Annotated in this window: 15 protein-coding genes and 1 tRNA gene; 5 read left to right on the top strand and 11 right to left on the bottom strand. The window is 71.1% G+C overall.

Features of this window, described 5'->3' with window-relative positions; genetic code table 11:
- Positions 1-25: 25 nt before the first annotated feature.
- The 5 genes from ACIRPX_RS03940 to ehuB form a co-directional block, all read right to left on the bottom strand.
- Complete coding sequence (locus ACIRPX_RS03940; protein WP_404187827.1) at positions 26-784, bottom strand: IclR family transcriptional regulator; 759 nt, start codon at positions 782-784, stop codon at positions 26-28.
- Between the two features lie 222 nt (positions 785-1,006).
- A complete protein-coding gene (ehuA, locus tag ACIRPX_RS03935) occupies positions 1,007-1,837 on the bottom strand; it encodes an ectoine/hydroxyectoine ABC transporter ATP-binding protein EhuA (RefSeq protein WP_404187825.1) in 831 nt (276 codons plus the stop codon).
- Positions 1,827-2,471: an ectoine/hydroxyectoine ABC transporter permease subunit EhuD gene (gene ehuD / locus ACIRPX_RS03930; protein WP_404187822.1), complete on the bottom strand. Its 645-nt coding sequence runs from the start codon at positions 2,469-2,471 to the stop codon at positions 1,827-1,829. Before ehuD ends, ehuA begins: the two co-directional genes overlap by 11 nt.
- On the bottom strand, positions 2,468-3,220 hold the full coding sequence (gene ehuC / locus ACIRPX_RS03925; RefSeq protein WP_404187820.1) for an ectoine/hydroxyectoine ABC transporter permease subunit EhuC: 753 nt from the start codon (positions 3,218-3,220) through the stop codon (positions 2,468-2,470). Before ehuC ends, ehuD begins: the two co-directional genes overlap by 4 nt.
- Before the next feature lie 15 nt (positions 3,221-3,235).
- A complete protein-coding gene (ehuB, locus tag ACIRPX_RS03920) occupies positions 3,236-4,135 on the bottom strand; it encodes an ectoine/hydroxyectoine ABC transporter substrate-binding protein EhuB (protein ID WP_404187817.1) in 900 nt (299 codons plus the stop codon).
- A 188-nt stretch (positions 4,136-4,323) separates the two neighbouring features.
- On the opposite strand from ehuB, the gene ACIRPX_RS03915 reads away from it, so the two are divergent.
- Entirely contained in the window at positions 4,324-4,818 is a 495-nt protein-coding gene (locus ACIRPX_RS03915) for a DUF3830 family protein (RefSeq protein WP_404187814.1), read from the top strand.
- On the opposite strand, the gene ACIRPX_RS03910 is transcribed toward ACIRPX_RS03915, so the two are convergent.
- Together ACIRPX_RS03910 and ACIRPX_RS03905 are read right to left on the bottom strand one after the other, a co-directional pair.
- Positions 4,799-6,211, bottom strand: a complete 1,413-nt coding sequence (locus tag ACIRPX_RS03910; protein WP_404187812.1) for an amidase — start codon at positions 6,209-6,211, stop codon at positions 4,799-4,801. The genes ACIRPX_RS03915 and ACIRPX_RS03910 overlap by 20 nt on opposite strands.
- Positions 6,212-6,234: 23 nt before the next feature.
- Positions 6,235-7,188, bottom strand: coding sequence for a D-2-hydroxyacid dehydrogenase (locus tag ACIRPX_RS03905; protein WP_404187810.1), 954 nt, complete (start codon positions 7,186-7,188; stop codon positions 6,235-6,237).
- Between the two features lie 188 nt (positions 7,189-7,376).
- On the opposite strand from ACIRPX_RS03905, the gene ACIRPX_RS03900 reads away from it, so the two are divergent.
- The 3 genes from ACIRPX_RS03900 to ACIRPX_RS03890 all read left to right on the top strand — a co-directional run bounded on the left by ACIRPX_RS03900 (position 7,377) and on the right by ACIRPX_RS03890 (position 10,072).
- Positions 7,377-8,174: an aspartate/glutamate racemase family protein gene (locus ACIRPX_RS03900; protein WP_404187807.1), complete on the top strand. Its 798-nt coding sequence runs from the start codon at positions 7,377-7,379 to the stop codon at positions 8,172-8,174.
- Complete coding sequence (locus ACIRPX_RS03895; RefSeq protein WP_404187805.1) at positions 8,171-8,902, top strand: decarboxylase; 732 nt, start codon at positions 8,171-8,173, stop codon at positions 8,900-8,902. The genes ACIRPX_RS03900 and ACIRPX_RS03895 overlap by 4 nt, the downstream gene beginning before the upstream one ends.
- 78 nt (positions 8,903-8,980) lie before the next feature.
- Positions 8,981-10,072 carry an LLM class flavin-dependent oxidoreductase gene (locus ACIRPX_RS03890; protein ID WP_404187802.1) on the top strand — a complete coding sequence of 364 codons (1,092 nt, stop codon included), beginning with the start codon at positions 8,981-8,983 and terminating at the stop codon, positions 10,070-10,072.
- 17 nt (positions 10,073-10,089) lie between these two features.
- Here the strand turns inward: ACIRPX_RS03890 and ACIRPX_RS03885 are convergent, their stop codons facing one another.
- Entirely contained in the window at positions 10,090-11,949 is a 1,860-nt protein-coding gene (locus ACIRPX_RS03885; RefSeq protein ID WP_404187799.1) for a putative bifunctional diguanylate cyclase/phosphodiesterase, read from the bottom strand.
- A gap of 313 nt (positions 11,950-12,262) precedes the next feature.
- On the opposite strand from ACIRPX_RS03885, the gene ACIRPX_RS03880 reads away from it, so the two are divergent.
- Positions 12,263-13,549, top strand: coding sequence for a M6 family metalloprotease domain-containing protein (locus tag ACIRPX_RS03880; RefSeq protein WP_404187796.1), 1,287 nt, complete (start codon positions 12,263-12,265; stop codon positions 13,547-13,549).
- Positions 13,550-13,588: 39 nt separating this feature from the next.
- Here ACIRPX_RS03880 and ACIRPX_RS03875 read toward each other — a convergent pair.
- The 3 genes from ACIRPX_RS03875 to ACIRPX_RS03865 form a co-directional block, all read right to left on the bottom strand.
- Positions 13,589-13,662, bottom strand: a tRNA-Lys gene (locus ACIRPX_RS03875).
- Positions 13,653-14,246: a bifunctional DNA primase/polymerase gene (locus ACIRPX_RS03870; RefSeq protein ID WP_404187793.1), complete on the bottom strand. Its 594-nt coding sequence runs from the start codon at positions 14,244-14,246 to the stop codon at positions 13,653-13,655. Before ACIRPX_RS03870 ends, ACIRPX_RS03875 begins: the two co-directional genes overlap by 10 nt.
- A gap of 121 nt (positions 14,247-14,367) precedes the next feature.
- Complete coding sequence (locus ACIRPX_RS03865) at positions 14,368-14,733, bottom strand: hypothetical protein (protein WP_404187790.1); 366 nt, start codon at positions 14,731-14,733, stop codon at positions 14,368-14,370.
- Positions 14,734-14,821: the final 88 nt, after the last annotated feature.

Here is a 14,821-nt window from a genome sequence, read left to right as displayed (position 1 = left end):
TGCTGCGGCCGGGCCGGGCACAGCCCTAGATGGCCAGGGAGAGCAGCACCGGCGTCGCGTTCCGGTTGAGGGTGTCCGCGGCCTGGCGCAGGCGGTGGGCGTCCTCGACGGGCAGCGACAGGGCCAGGCAGCCGACCGAGGCGCCGGCGCTGACCGGCACGGCCGCGCAGACCGTGCCGACCGCGTACTCCTGAAGATCGAGGTGGGGCACGGTGGGCGGCTGGGCCTCCAGGTGCGAGAGCAGCAGCTTGTCGCTGGTGATGGTGCGCGAGGTCAGCCGGGCCGGCCGGTGGCGGGAGAGGTGGTCGCGCCGGCCGTTGTGGTCGAGCTGGCCCAGCAGGCTCTTGCCGATCGCGGTGGCGTGCGCCGAGGAGCGGAAGTCGACCCACTCGTGGACCACCGGGGTGGTGGGCCCGTCGGCGTACTGGGCGATCTTGACCTCGCCGTCGACGTACCGGCTGAGGTACACGGCGGCACCCACCGAGTCGCGCAGCCGGTCCAGGGTGCGCTGGAGCTTCTCGTGCAGGGCCCGGTCCCGGCCCTGGGCCGAGCCGAGCCGGGTGAGGGCGTCGCCGGTGACGTACGCACCCTCGGTGATCTGCTCGACGTAGCCCTCGCGGCGCAGCATCCGCAGGAGGGTGGTCAGCCGCTCCGGTGCGAGGTCGACGAGACGGGCGAGTTCGTTGTCGGTGACTCCGGTCGAGTGCCGCGCCACGGCCTCCAGGACGCGCAGCGCGTCCTGGGCCGAATGGTACGGCGCGGTCGGCTCGTGCTTCAGCGCCACGGTGCATCCCCCTGCGCTTGCTCGGTCGCTCTACAACTTGGCCGTAATCCGGACAGCGGAACACTTCCACGATAACGGTCAAGAGGCTTGTTGTGAGCGGCTGTTGACGAGATCGGAACCCCGCCTCACCGCTCTCAACAGCAGCGCAGGCACGCCGGCACATGCCAGGGACACGAACCGGCGCCCGGACCTCGGAGGTTGAACCGTGTTCAACCTCCGACGTCAGAGAACCGCGCTGAGAAATTCCCGCGTGCGGTCGTTCTCGGGCTCGCTGAAGATCTTCTCCGGGGTCCCGGATTCGACGATCTTGCCCTTGTCGAACATCATCACGCGGTCGGAGATGTCACGGGCGAAGTTCATCTCGTGGGTCACGCAGAGCATGGTGATGTCGGTGGTGTGCGCGATCTCCCGGAGCAGGTCGAGCACACCGGCCACCAGTTCCGGGTCCAGCGCCGAGGTCACCTCGTCGAGCAGCAGGATCTCCGGACGCATGGCGAGCGCCCGGGCGATCGCCACCCGCTGCTGCTGGCCGCCGGACAGCTGGGTCGGGTGCGACTTGATCTTCTCGCGCAGGCCCACCATGTCCAGCAGTTCCTCGGCGCGCCCCTCGGCCTCGGCGCGATCCAGGCCGAGCACGTTGACCGGCGCCTCGGTGATGTTCTGCAGCACGTTCATGTTCGGGAACAGGTTGAACTGCTGGAAGACCATCCCGATCTGCTTGCGGATGTCGCGCTGGTACTTCTCGCTGGCCGGCTTGAGCGAGCCGTTCGGGCCGGGCATGTGCGACAGCGGCCGGCCGCCCACCAGGATCAGCCCTCCGCTGATCTGTTCCAGGGTCATCAGCAGCCGCAGGATGGTGGTCTTGCCGGAGCCGCTCGGCCCGATCAGGGTCACGTGCTGCCCGCGGTCGACCGTGATGTCGAGGTGGTCGAGCACGACGTGGTCGCCGTAGCGCTTGACCACCTCGTCGAACACGACCAGGTGACCGGACGCGGCGGCGTCCGGCACGCGGTCCTCCGGATTCGTCTTCTGCAGGGGGTCGTCAGTGGCCAAGGCGCTTCTCCAGTTTTCTCATCAGCAGCGAGGTGGGATAGCTCGCCGCAAGGAAGATCAGGCCCGCGAGGGTGAAGGTCTCGACGTAGGTGAAGTGGTCCGCCCCGTACTCCCGCGCGTGGAAGACCATCTCCTGGACCGTGATGACGGCCAGGAACGGCGTCTCCTTGAACATGGCGATGCCGTAGTTGCCCAGTGCGGGCAGCACGTTGCGCACCGCCTGCGGGAGGATCACGGCCTGCCAGGTCCGCCGCGGTGACATGGACAGCGCCCGGCAGGCCTCCCACTGGCCCTTGGGAACGGCGTCGATGCCGGCCCGGTACACCTCCGACAGGTAGGAGGCGTAGTGGATGCCGAGCACCGCGATGCCGATGGTCAGCGGCTCGACGGTGTTGAAGATGGTGTACGCGCCGACCAGTTGCACCAGCATCGGGGTGGAACGGATGAACTCGGTGACCGCCCGGACCGGCACGGTCACCAGGCGGGTCGGAGCACGTCCGGCCATGGCGACGACCAGGCCGAGGACGGCGGCCAGCGCCGTTCCGAGAACGGTCGCGAGCAGCGTGATCTTGAAGCCGTCCCACAGCAGTGGCAGAGACTCCCGGACGGCGTCCCAGTCCCAGGTGTAGTTCATCCGCCACCTCCCGTGGCCTGCGCGATCTCGGCCTTCTCCGCCGATTCGGCGCTGCGGCTGCGCAGCAGGCTGCGGGCGCTGGTGTGCTGGCCGAGCCGGGTCTTGGCCTGTCGTTCCAGGAAGTTCATCAGCAGTGTCAGCGCGTAGGCGAGGATGAAGTACATCACCAGCAGCGTCAGATAGGCCCAGGTCGTGGCGCCCGTGCGGTCACGCATGTGCTCGACCACCGTCGTCAGATCGGTGGCCGTGATCAGCCAGAGCAGCGGCGTCGCCTTCAGCAGCTGGATCAGCAGGTTGGTGAACGGGGGGATCATCTGCACCCAGGCCTGCGGCAGGATCACCCGGCGCATGCGCTGCAGCGGTGTCATGTTCAGCGCGATGGCCGCCTCCCACTGCGCCTTCGGCACCGCGTTCAGCGCGCCGCGCACCACCTCCGAGCCGTAGGCGCCGTAGTTCATGCCGAACGCCAGCACACCGCAGAACAGCGGCGACAGCTGGTAGCCGGCCACCAGCGGGAAGGCGTAGTAGAGCCAGAACAGCTGCACGTAGAGCGAGGTCCCGCGGAAGAACTCCACGAGCACCCGTGACACCCCCCGCACGAGCACGGGCCTGCTGTTCGCCATGAATCCGAACACGAAGGACAGGACGAGGGCGACGGCCGAACCGAGCACCGTCGCCTCGACCGTCACCCACAACCCCGACCAGACGTCCGACAGATGGTCGAAGAAGTACGTATAGAAGTCACCCATGGGCAGGCTTCCCCGTCAGCCCTTGCAGAGGTCGGCGGTCTTGAGGTTCGCCGGCGGGATGGTCTCCTTGCCGAAGCCGTACTGCCCGATGAGCTTCACGTACTCCGCGGGATCGGAGGTGATCTTCTTCAGCTGCGTGTTGAAGGCGTCCCTGAGGTCCTCGTTGCCCTTGCGGAAGACCGCGCCGCCCGGGCTGTACTGCTTCTTGCCGTCGACCTCCGGGATGAAGGGCTCGGTGACCTCCAGGCCGCTGTTGTTCTTGGCCAGCCAGTTCAGCGAGATGCTGGTCAGCAGGAAGGCGTCGATCCGCCCGCCCTTGACCGCGTCCGCGCCGTCCTGCGGCTTCTGCAGCGTCTTGATGTTGCCCGAGGAGATCCCGGCGGCGGTGGCGTAGTCCTTCTCGACCGCGCCCGACATCACGCCGACGGTGATGCCCGCCTTCTTCGCCGACGCGAGGTCGGAGAGGTTCTTGGGATTGCCCTTCTTCACCATCATCGCGGTGGGCGAGACGAACTCCGGTTCGGAGAACAGGGCCTTCTCGCACCGGTCGGGAATGATCGCCATACCGGCGCTGATCACGTCGTACTTACCGGCCTGCAGACCCGGAATCAGACCGTCCCACTCGGAGAAGGTCGGGCGCAGTTCGTCGACCCCGAGAGCCTTGAAGATCTCCCGGTGCAGCGTGGGCGCCTCGCCCTTCAGCTGGTCGTTCTCCTTGTAGCCGTAGGGTGCTTCGTTCGCGTAGGCCACCTTCACGTAGCCCTGCTTCTTGAGTTGCTCCAGCTTCGATCCCTTGCTGTCGCCGCTGTCGGTCTTGCTGCAGGCGGTGATGAGCCCGGGGACGGTGAGCAGGCCACCGACGGCCGCCGTTCTGGTCAGAAAGCCCCGGCGGGACAGGTTCGGGAACTCGGACATGGACACTCGACCTCCACAGAGAGCCTTGCCAGGCCTGCCCGTACGCAGACCAGTCGGGGCACCTGCCCGATCTCCGTGGTCTATGCCTACCGAACGGCCGCTGTGACTCAACGGTGGCCTAAGCGAGACCTTCCCGTTCTGTGGCGGCGGATGCATGAGTGCGTCCGTCACCGGGCAGAGGGGCTGACATGGGCGATCGATACGTAAAAGTCTCTCTTGCCGAACGGGGCGTCCACTGCGCCGTGAAACTCCTGGACGACCGCGCGCCGCTCACCTGCGCGGCGGTCTGGGACGCGCTGCCCCTGGGCGGCGACGTCTATCACGCCAAGTACGCCCGAAACGAGATCTACGCCCTCTTCCCGCCGTTCGCGGAGACGGAGCCGCCGCTCGAGAACCCGACCGTCACACCGATCCCCGGCGACCTGTGCTACTTCTCCTTCGCCGGCGCGGAACTCGGCACCAGGGCCTACGGATACGACCGCGAGGTCCGCGCGGGCACCACGGTCGTCGACCTCGCCCTCTTCTACGAGCGCAACAACCTGCTGCTCAACGCCGACGTGGGCTGGGTCCCCGGCACCGTCTGGGGCCAGGTCGTCGAGGGACTGGACGCGATGGCCGAGGGCTGCAACGACCTGTGGCGCTCGGGTGCGGCGGGGGAGACGCTCAGCTTCCGCCGCGCGTGATCCCGGCCGCGGCGACCCCGGCCTCGTAGAGCGTGTGGGCCGCCCGCAGCACCAGTTCGTCCCGGTGCCGGGCGGCCACCAGCTGCATGCCGATCGGCAGCCCGTCGCCGTCGGTCCCGACCGGGACGGTCGCGGCCGGCTGCTGGGTCATGTTGAACGGGTACGTGAACGGGGTCCACCCCGTCCAGCGCCGGTGACCGGAGCCCTTGGGCACCTCCTCGCCCGCCTCGAACGCGGTGATCGGCAGCGTCGGCGTGACGAGCAGGTCGTAGGTGTCGTGGAAGAGGCCCATCCGGCGGCCCATCTCCATACGGACGTCCACCGCGGCGAGGTAGTCCAGCGCCGAACGCCGGGCGCCGGCCGCGCAGATCTCCCGCAGCCCGGGATCGAGCAGCCCCCGCTGGTGCGGGCCGAGCTGCTGGGTCACCCGGGCCGCCCCGGAGAACCACAGCGTGTGGAAGGCCTCCACCGGGTCGGTGAAGTCGGGGTCGGTCTCCTCGACGTAGGCGCCGAGCCCGGCCAGCCGCTCCACCGCCCGCCGCACCGCGGCGGCGACCGCGGGACGGACCGCCACCTGGCCGCCCAGCGACGGCGAGTACGCCACCCGCAGGCCCTTCACCCCGCCCGCCAGCCGCGCCGAGAAGGGGCCGGGGGCGGCCGGCAGGGCGGACCAGTCGCGGCTGTCGGGCGCGCCGATCACGTCGAGCAGCAGCGCCGCGTCCGCCGCGTCCCGGGCCATCGGGCCCACGTGCGCCAGCGTGCCGAACGCGCTCGCCGGATACAGCGGCACGCGCCCGTACGTCGGCTTCAGGCCGAAGATCCCGCAGAAGGCGGCCGGGATGCGGATGCTGCCGCCGCCGTCCGTGCCCAGTGCGAGGGGACCCGCGCCGAGCGCCACGGCCGCGGCGGCACCGCCGCTGGAGCCGCCCGAGGTGCGCGAGAAGTCGTGCGGGTTGCGGGTCACACCGGACCGCGGCGAGTCGGTGACGCCCTTCCAGCCGAACTCGGGCGTCGTGGTCTTGCCGACGAAGACGGCGCCGTGCTCGCGCAGCCGGGCGACCGAGGGGGCGTCCTCCTCCCAGCGGCCGTTCTCCGTGATCGTCCTCGAACCCTTGAGGGTGGGCGTGCCGCGCAGCAGCAGGATGTCCTTCACGGTCGTCGGGACGCCGTCGACGAGTCCCCGCGGCTCGCCGCGCCGCCAGCGCTCCGTGGACGCGCGGGCCTGCGCGAGGGCCTCGTCCGGCAGCAGGCGCACGAACGCGTTCACGTCCGGCTGGATCTGTTCGGCCCGGTCCAGCGCGGCCCGCGTGGCCTCCTCCGGACTGAACTCGCCCCTGCGGTAGCCCTCGACGAGTCGTACGGCGGTCAGCTCGGTGAGGTCGAGGTCCGTCATCTGCCCTCCAGCGCCTAGATGGTTCAGCGTCCCGGTACGTACCCGCGCTTCTTGTCGACCACGTTCAGCAGGGGTCTGCCCGCCTCCCAGCGCTCGTACAACTCCACGAACTGGTCGCCGAGCTGATCACGCCAGCCAACCGTGTCGCCGCTCATGTGCGGGGACACGATCAGCCCCGGCACCTCCCACAACGGGCTGTCCGGAGTCAGGGGTTCATGCTCGAAGACGTCCAGGGCGGCACCCGCGATCCACCGCTTGACCAGCGCCTCCGCCAGCGCGTCCTCGACGACCAGGGGACCGCGCCCGATGTTGATGAACCGCGCGGAGGGCTGCATCACACCGAACCGCCGGGCGTCGAACATGCCGTAGGTCTGCGCGGTGAGCGGGGCGGCCGCGATCACCCAGTCGGCGCGCGCGATCAGCCGGTCGAGGTCCTCGGGGCCGTGGACGCCGGTGCGCGCCTCCCGGCCGACGAGCGCCGTGTTCACGTCGAGCGCCTTGAGGGTGCGCGCGATCGTACGGCCGATGGGTCCCGACCCGACGACGCACGCGCGCGTGCCCGCGACCCGCTGGGTCTCGCGGTGCCGCCAGGTCCGCTCCCGCTGGAGCTCCAGCGTCCCCGGCAGATCCTTGGCCATGGTGAGCACGAGGGCGGCGACGTACTCCGCGATGGGCTGGTCGAAGATGCCGCGCGCGTTGGTCACCACCGTGTCGGAGGCGGCGAGTTCCGGACACATCAGGTGATCGACGCCGGCGCTCGCGGTGTGCACCCAGCGCGGCCGCGGCCCCTCGCCCGGCCAGGCGGAGCGCACCGCGCGCGAGGTGAAGTCCCACACCAGCAGGACGTCGGCCCGCGGCAGCCGCTCGGCGAGCGCCGCCTCGTCGGTGTGCTCGATCCGGGCGCGGCCGGTGAGCCGGCCCAGGCGGGGCGGCGGGTCGGCGTCGAGGACGAGAAGGGTGGGTGGCGCGGCGGCCATCGGAGCACCTTTTTCCGGGCGGCGATCAAGGGTCTGACGTGGGGCGGGACGCCGCTGTTAGCACCCGCGTGACCTGCGGGTGACATGAGCGGATTGACCACGCTCGCACCCGAACCTACCGTCGTCAACACGGCCCTTGCGTACGGTCCGTTGCTCACCCCTTTCTTACCGTGAGGGCGGTGCCCGCCATGGACGTATCCTTCCTCGGTGGACCTCAGGCGCAGCGTGGCGTCGGAGTGGTGGCTCCCTTCGACTTCGCGCTCGATCGCGAGCTGTGGCGATGGGTGCCGGACGATGTCTCGCTCCATCTCACCCGCACCCCGTTCGTGCCGGTCGAGGTCAGTCTGGACCTGGCCCGCCTGGTCAGCGAGCACCAGACGCTGGAGGACGCGGTGCTCACCCTGAACGCGGTCGCGCCGGAGGTCGTCGGCTACGCCTGCACGTCCGGCAGCTTCGTCGGCGGGATCGCCGGGGAGCAGGCGATGTGCGCGGCGATGAGCCGCGCGGGCGCGGTCCCCTCGGTCACCACCTCCGGCGCGCTCCTCGAGGCGCTGGCGGCGCTCGGTGCGCGGCGGGTGGCGCTGGTGACGCCGTACACCGTGTCGGTGACGCGCGCGCTGGAGGAGTACGTCGCCGAGGCGGGCGTGAAGGTCACCGGGCGCGCGTACATGGGGCTGACCCGGCACATCTGGAAGGTGCCGTACCGCGAGGTCGTCGCGATGGCGCACAAGGCCGTGCGGCGCCGCGCGGACGTGCTCTTCATCAGCTGCACCAACCTTCCGACCTACGACGTCATCCCCCAGCTGGAGGCGGAACTGCGCATGCCGGTGATCTCGGCCAACCAGGTGACGATGTGGGCGGCACTGGCCCGGCTGGGTACCCGAGCCGTGGGGCCGTATCAGGCGCTGATCGATCCGGCGGCGCGCTCTGGCCCCGTGCTGCCGGAACTCCCGGACGGTGAACAGCAGCAGGAAGGCAGGTCATGACCGCACTCGGAATCCTCTACCCGGGGCACTCCGCCGAGGACGACTACCCCCGCATCGAGCAGCTGCTGGGCAGCGACATCCGCCTCGACGTCGTCCACACCGACATCGGCACGGACGCCCACCGGGTGGACGCCCTGCTGGAGATGGGCTCGGCCGACCGCCTCGCGGCCGGCGTCGGGGAGCTGCGCATGGCCGGTGCGGAGTCGGTGGTGTGGGCCTGCACCAGCGGGAGCTTCGTCTACGGCTGGGAGGGCGCCCACGAGCAGGTGCGCTCCCTGGCCCGCGCGGCCGGGATGCCGGCGTCCTCGACGTCCTTCGCCTTCGTGCACGCGGTGCGGGAGCTGAAGGCGCGGCGGGTGGCGGTCGGCGCGACCTATCCGAAGGACGTGGCCGGGCTGTTCGCGGACTTCCTGCGGGCGGGCGGCGCGGAGGTGACCTCGGTGTGCGACGCCGGGATCATCACGGCGGCGGAGGTCGGCACCTGGGGCGAGGCGGAGGTGTTCGCGCTGGCGCGGGAGGCCGACCGGCCCGACGCCCAGGCGCTGCTGCTGCCGGACACGGCCCTGCACACGGCGGCCCACATCCCGGCCCTGGAGAAGGAGCTGGGCAAGCCGGTGCTCACGGCCAACCAGGTCACGGTCTGGGAGGCGCTGCGCCTCGCGGACCGGCGGGTGAACGCGCCCACCCTGGGCGCCCTGTTCACCCGCGAACCGCTGGTGCAGGTCTGACGGCCGGGGAATAAAACGGAGAGTGCCTCCTGTTAGCCGCGCAGGACAGCGCACGGCCGACAACAGGAGGCACCCACCGTGGCGGCAGACGACGAGATCCGGGGCGGCGTACAGGGCACGGCGCCCGTACCCCTCTCCGTACTGGACCTGGTGACCGTCGGAGCGGGCCGCACCGCCACGGACGCGCTGCGCACCAGCGTCGCGCTGTCCCGGCTCGCCGAGTCCCGGGGCTTCCACCGGTACTGGGTCGCCGAGCACCACTCGATGCCGGGTGTGGCCTCCTCCTCACCCGCCGTGATCCTGGCCCACCTCGCCGCCCACACGGACCGCATCCGCCTCGGCTCGGGCGGCGTGATGCTCCCCAACCACGCGCCGCTCGTCATCGCCGAGCAGTTCGGCACGCTGGAGGCGCTGGCCCCCGGGCGCGTCGACCTCGGCCTCGGCCGTGCGCCCGGCACCGACGGCGCCACGGCGGCCGCCCTGCGCCGCACGGATCGCCTCGCCGAGGGCGCCGACGACTTCCCCCAGCAGCTCGCGGAACTCACCCGCTTCCTGGACGACGACTTCCCGGACGGCCACCCGTACCGCCGTATCCACGCCGTGCCCGGGCCGGTCCAGGCGACGTCCCCCGGCGGCGTCCAGTCCCCGCACCGCCCGCCGCTCTGGCTGCTCGGCTCCTCGGGCTTCAGTGCGCGCCTTGCGGGCGCCCTGGGCCTGCCCTTCGCCTTCGCGCACCACTTCTCGGCGCAGAACACCGTCCCGGCGCTGGACCTGTACCGCGAGTCGTTCCGCCCGAGCGCGGTGCTCGACGCCCCGTACGCCCTCATCGGCGTGGCGGCCCTGGCCACCGACGAGGAGGCGGAGGCCCGCCGCCAGGTCCTCGCCGCCGCGCTGAACATGGTCCGCCTCCGCACCGGCCGCCCCGGCCTCGTCCCCACCCCCGAGGAGGCCGAGGCCTACGACTTCAGCCCCGTGGAGCGGGACTTCGTCTCCTCCTGGAACGCCAACGTCGTGCACGGCACCCCCGACGAGGTCCGCGCCGGCCTCGACGACCTCCAGAAGCGCACCGGCGCGGACGAGCTGATGATCACGTCCAACGCCCACGGCGGGGAGGTGCGCCTGCGCTCGTACGAACTCATCGCCGACGCCTACGGGTTGCCGGCCCGCTGAGCGGAACGGGCGCCCGGCTACGGCTTTTCGGCCACCGGCTCGCTCCGGAGCGGGAGGCGGAGGTCGGAGATACGATCCGGCGGCACCGGACGGGAGTAGAGCCAGCCCTGCCCGGTGTCGCAGCCGATCCGGCGCAGGCGGGTGGCCTGGGCGGAGGTCTCCACGCACTCGGCGGTGACCGTGAGGCCGAGGCGGTGGGCGAGCTGGATCATCGCCTCGACCACGACCTCGTCGGCCGGGTTCGGCGGGACCGTCCCCTCCTGGTCGCTCTCGTACTGGAAGCCCCGGACGAAGGAGCCGTCCAGCTTCAGGACCGAGACCGGCAGCCGGCTCAGGTACGCCAGGTTCGAGTAGCCCGTGCCGAAGTCGTCGATCGCGATGCCGACGCCCATGTCGCTGAGGGCCTGCAGCACCTGCAGGGGTCGGCCCGCCGAGCCCATGACGGCCGACTCCGTGAGCTCCAGCTGGAGCAGGTGCGGCGCGAGACCCGTCTCGGCGAGGATCTCCGCGACGTCCGCCACCAGGTCCGAGTCCCAGATCTGACGGACCGCCACATTGACGCTCACGAACAGCGGTTGCCCCTCCGGGCGGTCCAGCTGCCAGCGCCGTGCCTGCCGGCAGGCCGTGGCCAGCACCCAGCGGCCCAGCGGCACGATCGAGCCGTCCTCCTCCGCCAGTCCGATGAACCGATTCGGCGTCAGCAGGCCGAACTGCGGATGGTTCCACCGGACGAGCGCCTCGACGCCGTGCAGCCTGCCGTCCTCCATCCCCACCAACGGCTGGTACTCCAGCACGAATTCGCCGCGTTCGATCGCGGGCCGGAGTGTGGAGGCGAGCGCCTGCCGGGTCATGCGATGGGCGTTGCGCTCCGGGTCGAAGAGCGTCCAGCGCGACTTCCCGTCCGCCTTCGCCCAGTACAGGGTGGTGTCGGCCGCCTGCACCAGGGCGGTGGGCGTCGTGCCGGCGGTACGGCGCTCCACCACTCCGATCGACGCCGACACCGACAGCCGCCGGCCCGCGAGGTCGAAGGGCGCCTGGATCGCCTCCAGCACCGACTCGGCCAGTTCGGCGAGTTGGTCCGTGCCGGTCGAGTCCTCCACCAGCAGCGCGAACTCGTCGCCCCCCAGTCTCGCCACCAGCGGGGTGCTCGCTCCGGCGTGCCCCGCCGCGTCGGCGCAGCGTGTCAGGCGCTCCGCGACGGCGGCCAGCAGCCGGTCGCCGACGCGATGGCCGAGGGTGTCGTTGACGGCCTTGAAGCCGTCCAGGTCGAGGTAGCACAGGCCGATCCGCCCGGTGCCGCTCTCCGCGTACGGCTCCGCCTCCAGCGCCGCCGTCAGCCGCTCGAAGAAGAGCGCGCGGTTGGGCAGCCGCGTCACCGGATCGTGCATCTGCAAGTGCCGCAATCTGCCCTGGAGTTCGCGGTGGGCGCTGATGTCGGTGACGGACATCAGCACGCCCTCGTCCGGCGCGGTCAGCGGTGAGACGGTGACCTCGGCCCAGACCGACCGGCCGTCGGCGTGCTTGAGCCGGCGCGTGCAGCGCAGCCGCGCCTCGCGTCCGCGCAGCACCTCGCGGTAGGCGTGCCAGGCCCGCGCGTCCGACGCCAGATCCACCAGGTCGGCGGCGAACCGGCCGACCAGGGCGTCCGGGGGACTGTCGATCAGCTCCCCGAAGCCGCTGTTCGCGCTGACCACCAGGCCCTCACGGTCGACCACCGCCATCGCGAGCGGCGCGGCCGTGAAGACCGAGCGGTACGCCGACGGCTCCGGACGAGTCGTCAGCCGCTCGGTACGAGGAGACGCGCAGGCGTCACTCTCTGTGACGGCGACCCGGTCGAGGTCAGCCGCGGGCGCCGGCCCTTCGGACGTTCCGCTCACCGCTCGCTCCCGCAGTGCACTCGATCTCTGTCCGTGCAGGAAAGTGTGCCGATCATAGAGGCAGACCCGGAGGCCTTGCAGCTACTGTCCAGTGTCCCGGATGGACCGGCACTTCTGACAGATCGTTTCTGCCCGCAGGTGGACGGCTTCTTGGATCCCCCGACCGCTTGTGACGTTCCGTGAGCGTTTCGGGGGTGTCGGTTCTGGCTGTTCTTCGGCTGCCTCACTCGTCTGGGGCAGGCAAACAGGGCGTAGTACTACAAATCAACACAGGCTGGGTGCGGAGTCCCGCGAACCGCACCCGGAGGTCCCTGTGCCGCGTCAGTTTCCCCTCAAGGCAGGCAGGGGTCCCCGACTGCGCAGCACCGCCGCCGTGTTCAGCACCCTGTCCGCCATCGCCGCGACCTCGCTGGTGACCGGACCCTCGGTCGCCGAACCGTTCTCGGCGGTGCCGTGCGCGCTCCGGCGCACCTCGGCCCATCACTCGGAGGGGCTCGACACCTGGAACGCCGCCTACCCGCGGCCGAGGCGGGCGCTCGACGCCGTGATGGTCTTCCTGTCGTTCCCGGACGCCGCGCCGCGGACCACCCCCGCCCAGCTCGCGGCCGACCACTTCCCGGCCACCAGCCGCTTCTTCCAGCGGGCCTCCTACGGCAGGTTCACCCTCCGCGCGCATCCGATGAATCACTGGATCCGGATGCCGCGGCCGTCCACGGCGTACGCGATAAAACGCGACTGGAGCCCGGAGGGGCGGGCCGCGTATCTGCGGGACGCGCTCGCCGTCGCCGACCCGCAGGTCGACTTCTCGCGCTACGGCATCGTCTACTTCGTCGCCGACCCGGACGCGCCCGGCGTGGACTCGGACGCGACGAAGGTGGTCAACCTCGACACCCCGCTGCGGGCCGACGGCACGGATCTGCGCCGTGTCGTCACGGTCTTCGAGAAGCATCCGCCGGACCGGCTGGTCCTGGCCCACGAGACCGGGCACGTCTTCGATCTGCCGGACCTCTACCACCGGCCCGCGGACGACAAGGGCGACTGGGACACCTACGTCGGCGACTGGGACCTGATGGGCAGTCAGTTCGGGCTGGCGCCCGACCTGTTCGCCTGGCACAAGTGGAAGCTGGGCTGGCTGGACCCGCGCCAGGTGGTGTGTGTCCGGGAGTCGGGCGTCACGCGCGTCACGCTGGAGCCGCTGGGCTCGGCGCCGGGTCTCCCGGTGACGGGCGCGGCCGGGCCGCCGTCCTTCGGGCTCGGCGAGGGCGTCAAGCTCGCGGTGGTGCGGACCGGCCCCGACAGCGTGCTCGCCTTCGAGGCGCGCAGCCCGGTCGGCAACGACACCACGGCCTGCAGGTCGGGCATCCTCGTCTACCGCGTGCGGGGCACCGCCCCGTCCGGCAGCGGCCCGATCCAGGTCCTCGACGCCCACCCCCGCACCGAGGCGTGCTGGGAGAACTCCGTCTACCCGCCCCTGGCGGACGCCCCGGTCGGCCTCGGGGAGACCTTCACGGTGAAGGACGAGGGAATCCGGGTGGAGGTCGAGGGGCGGACGGCCTCGGGGGCGTGGAACGTGAAGATCACGGCCGGTCGGCCGACATGAAAGAAGCCCTCCGCGATCGCGGAGGGCTTCCTCTGTCGGTGCGCCGCCAGGGACTCGAACCCCGGACCCGCTGATTAAGAGTCAGCTGCTCTAACCAACTGAGCTAGCGGCGCCTGCTGACGTCGTAGACCTTAGCATCCTGATCGGCCGGGGGAAAAATCGATATGCGCACGGCGGCACGGGCCGCCCGAACGGCTGCCCAGAGCAGGATCTCCGGGCCCGGCAGCCAGGGGTGACGGGTGTCCGGGGCGACGACCCAGCGGGCGTCGCAGGAGGCCGGCGGGGCGGGCGAGAGCAGCGGCGGGACGGTCACCGCGTCGCCGGTGCCGTGGCACAGCAGCGGCGGGATCGCGGCCGTACGGCCGAACTCCTCCCAGCGCAGCAGTGAGGGCAGCCGCTGGGCGGTGCCGGGCGCGGCGAACAGGAGCATCCGGCCCCGGAAGGTCGCCACCGGCCCCGAGCCCGGGCCCTCCTCCCAGAGCCGGTCGACCATGCGGCGGCCGAAGACCGCGGGGACGCCGACCACGTCGAAGGCGGACCCGCAGGGGAGGATGACCGGGGCCCCGGGGCGCTCCCTCCACAGGGCGAGCGTGGAGCGCGGATACGTTCCTGCCGAGGCGAGCCAGGAGGCTCCGTCGGCGGTGACCCCGCAGACGTCGAAGCGGTCGGCGAACGGTTCGTTCCGTGTGCTGCTCATGGCAACTACATCTACCCGGTGTGAACGTACCGCTCCGGGGAGTTGCGGGAATTCGGGACAGCAGGGTGCGGGAAGGGGTATCTTGCCTGCCTGGCATATGCCGCGGCGAAACGGTCCGCGTTCACACCGGGTCGGCGGACGTGGTCCCCTCGGCGCCGCTCAGCAGGCCGCGGCCGTACTCCACCATCTTGCGCGCGTAGTCCTCGGTCCACTCGGCGCGTTCCGCGATGTCCGCCGCGGTCAGCCGGTCGAACCGCCGGGGATCCGCCAGCTGCGCGGCCGCGATCGCCTGGAACTCCACCGCACGGTCCGCGGCCGCGCGGAACGCCTGGGTCAGCTCCGTGGCCCGGGACAGCAGCGCCCGCGGATCGTCCATCGACTCCAGGTCGAAGAAGTGCTCCGGATCGGAGGCGGCTGCCGCGGGCTCGAAGAGCAGGGGCGCGGGGCGTAGCCGCGGTTCGTTCCGACGCGGCGTGGGCTCCGCCATGTCTTGTCCTCCTCGTACGTCGCGCACGGACCGTCGGTCGGACGGCCACCGTCCATTGTCCCGCGACCGCGCAAGGGGGCCTGGGCCG

It is taken from the genome of Streptomyces sp. NPDC101225, assembly GCF_044767585.1.
Taxonomy (GTDB): Bacteria; Actinomycetota; Actinomycetes; order Streptomycetales; family Streptomycetaceae; genus Streptomyces.
This window is presented reverse-complemented; position numbering and strand designations above follow the sequence as displayed.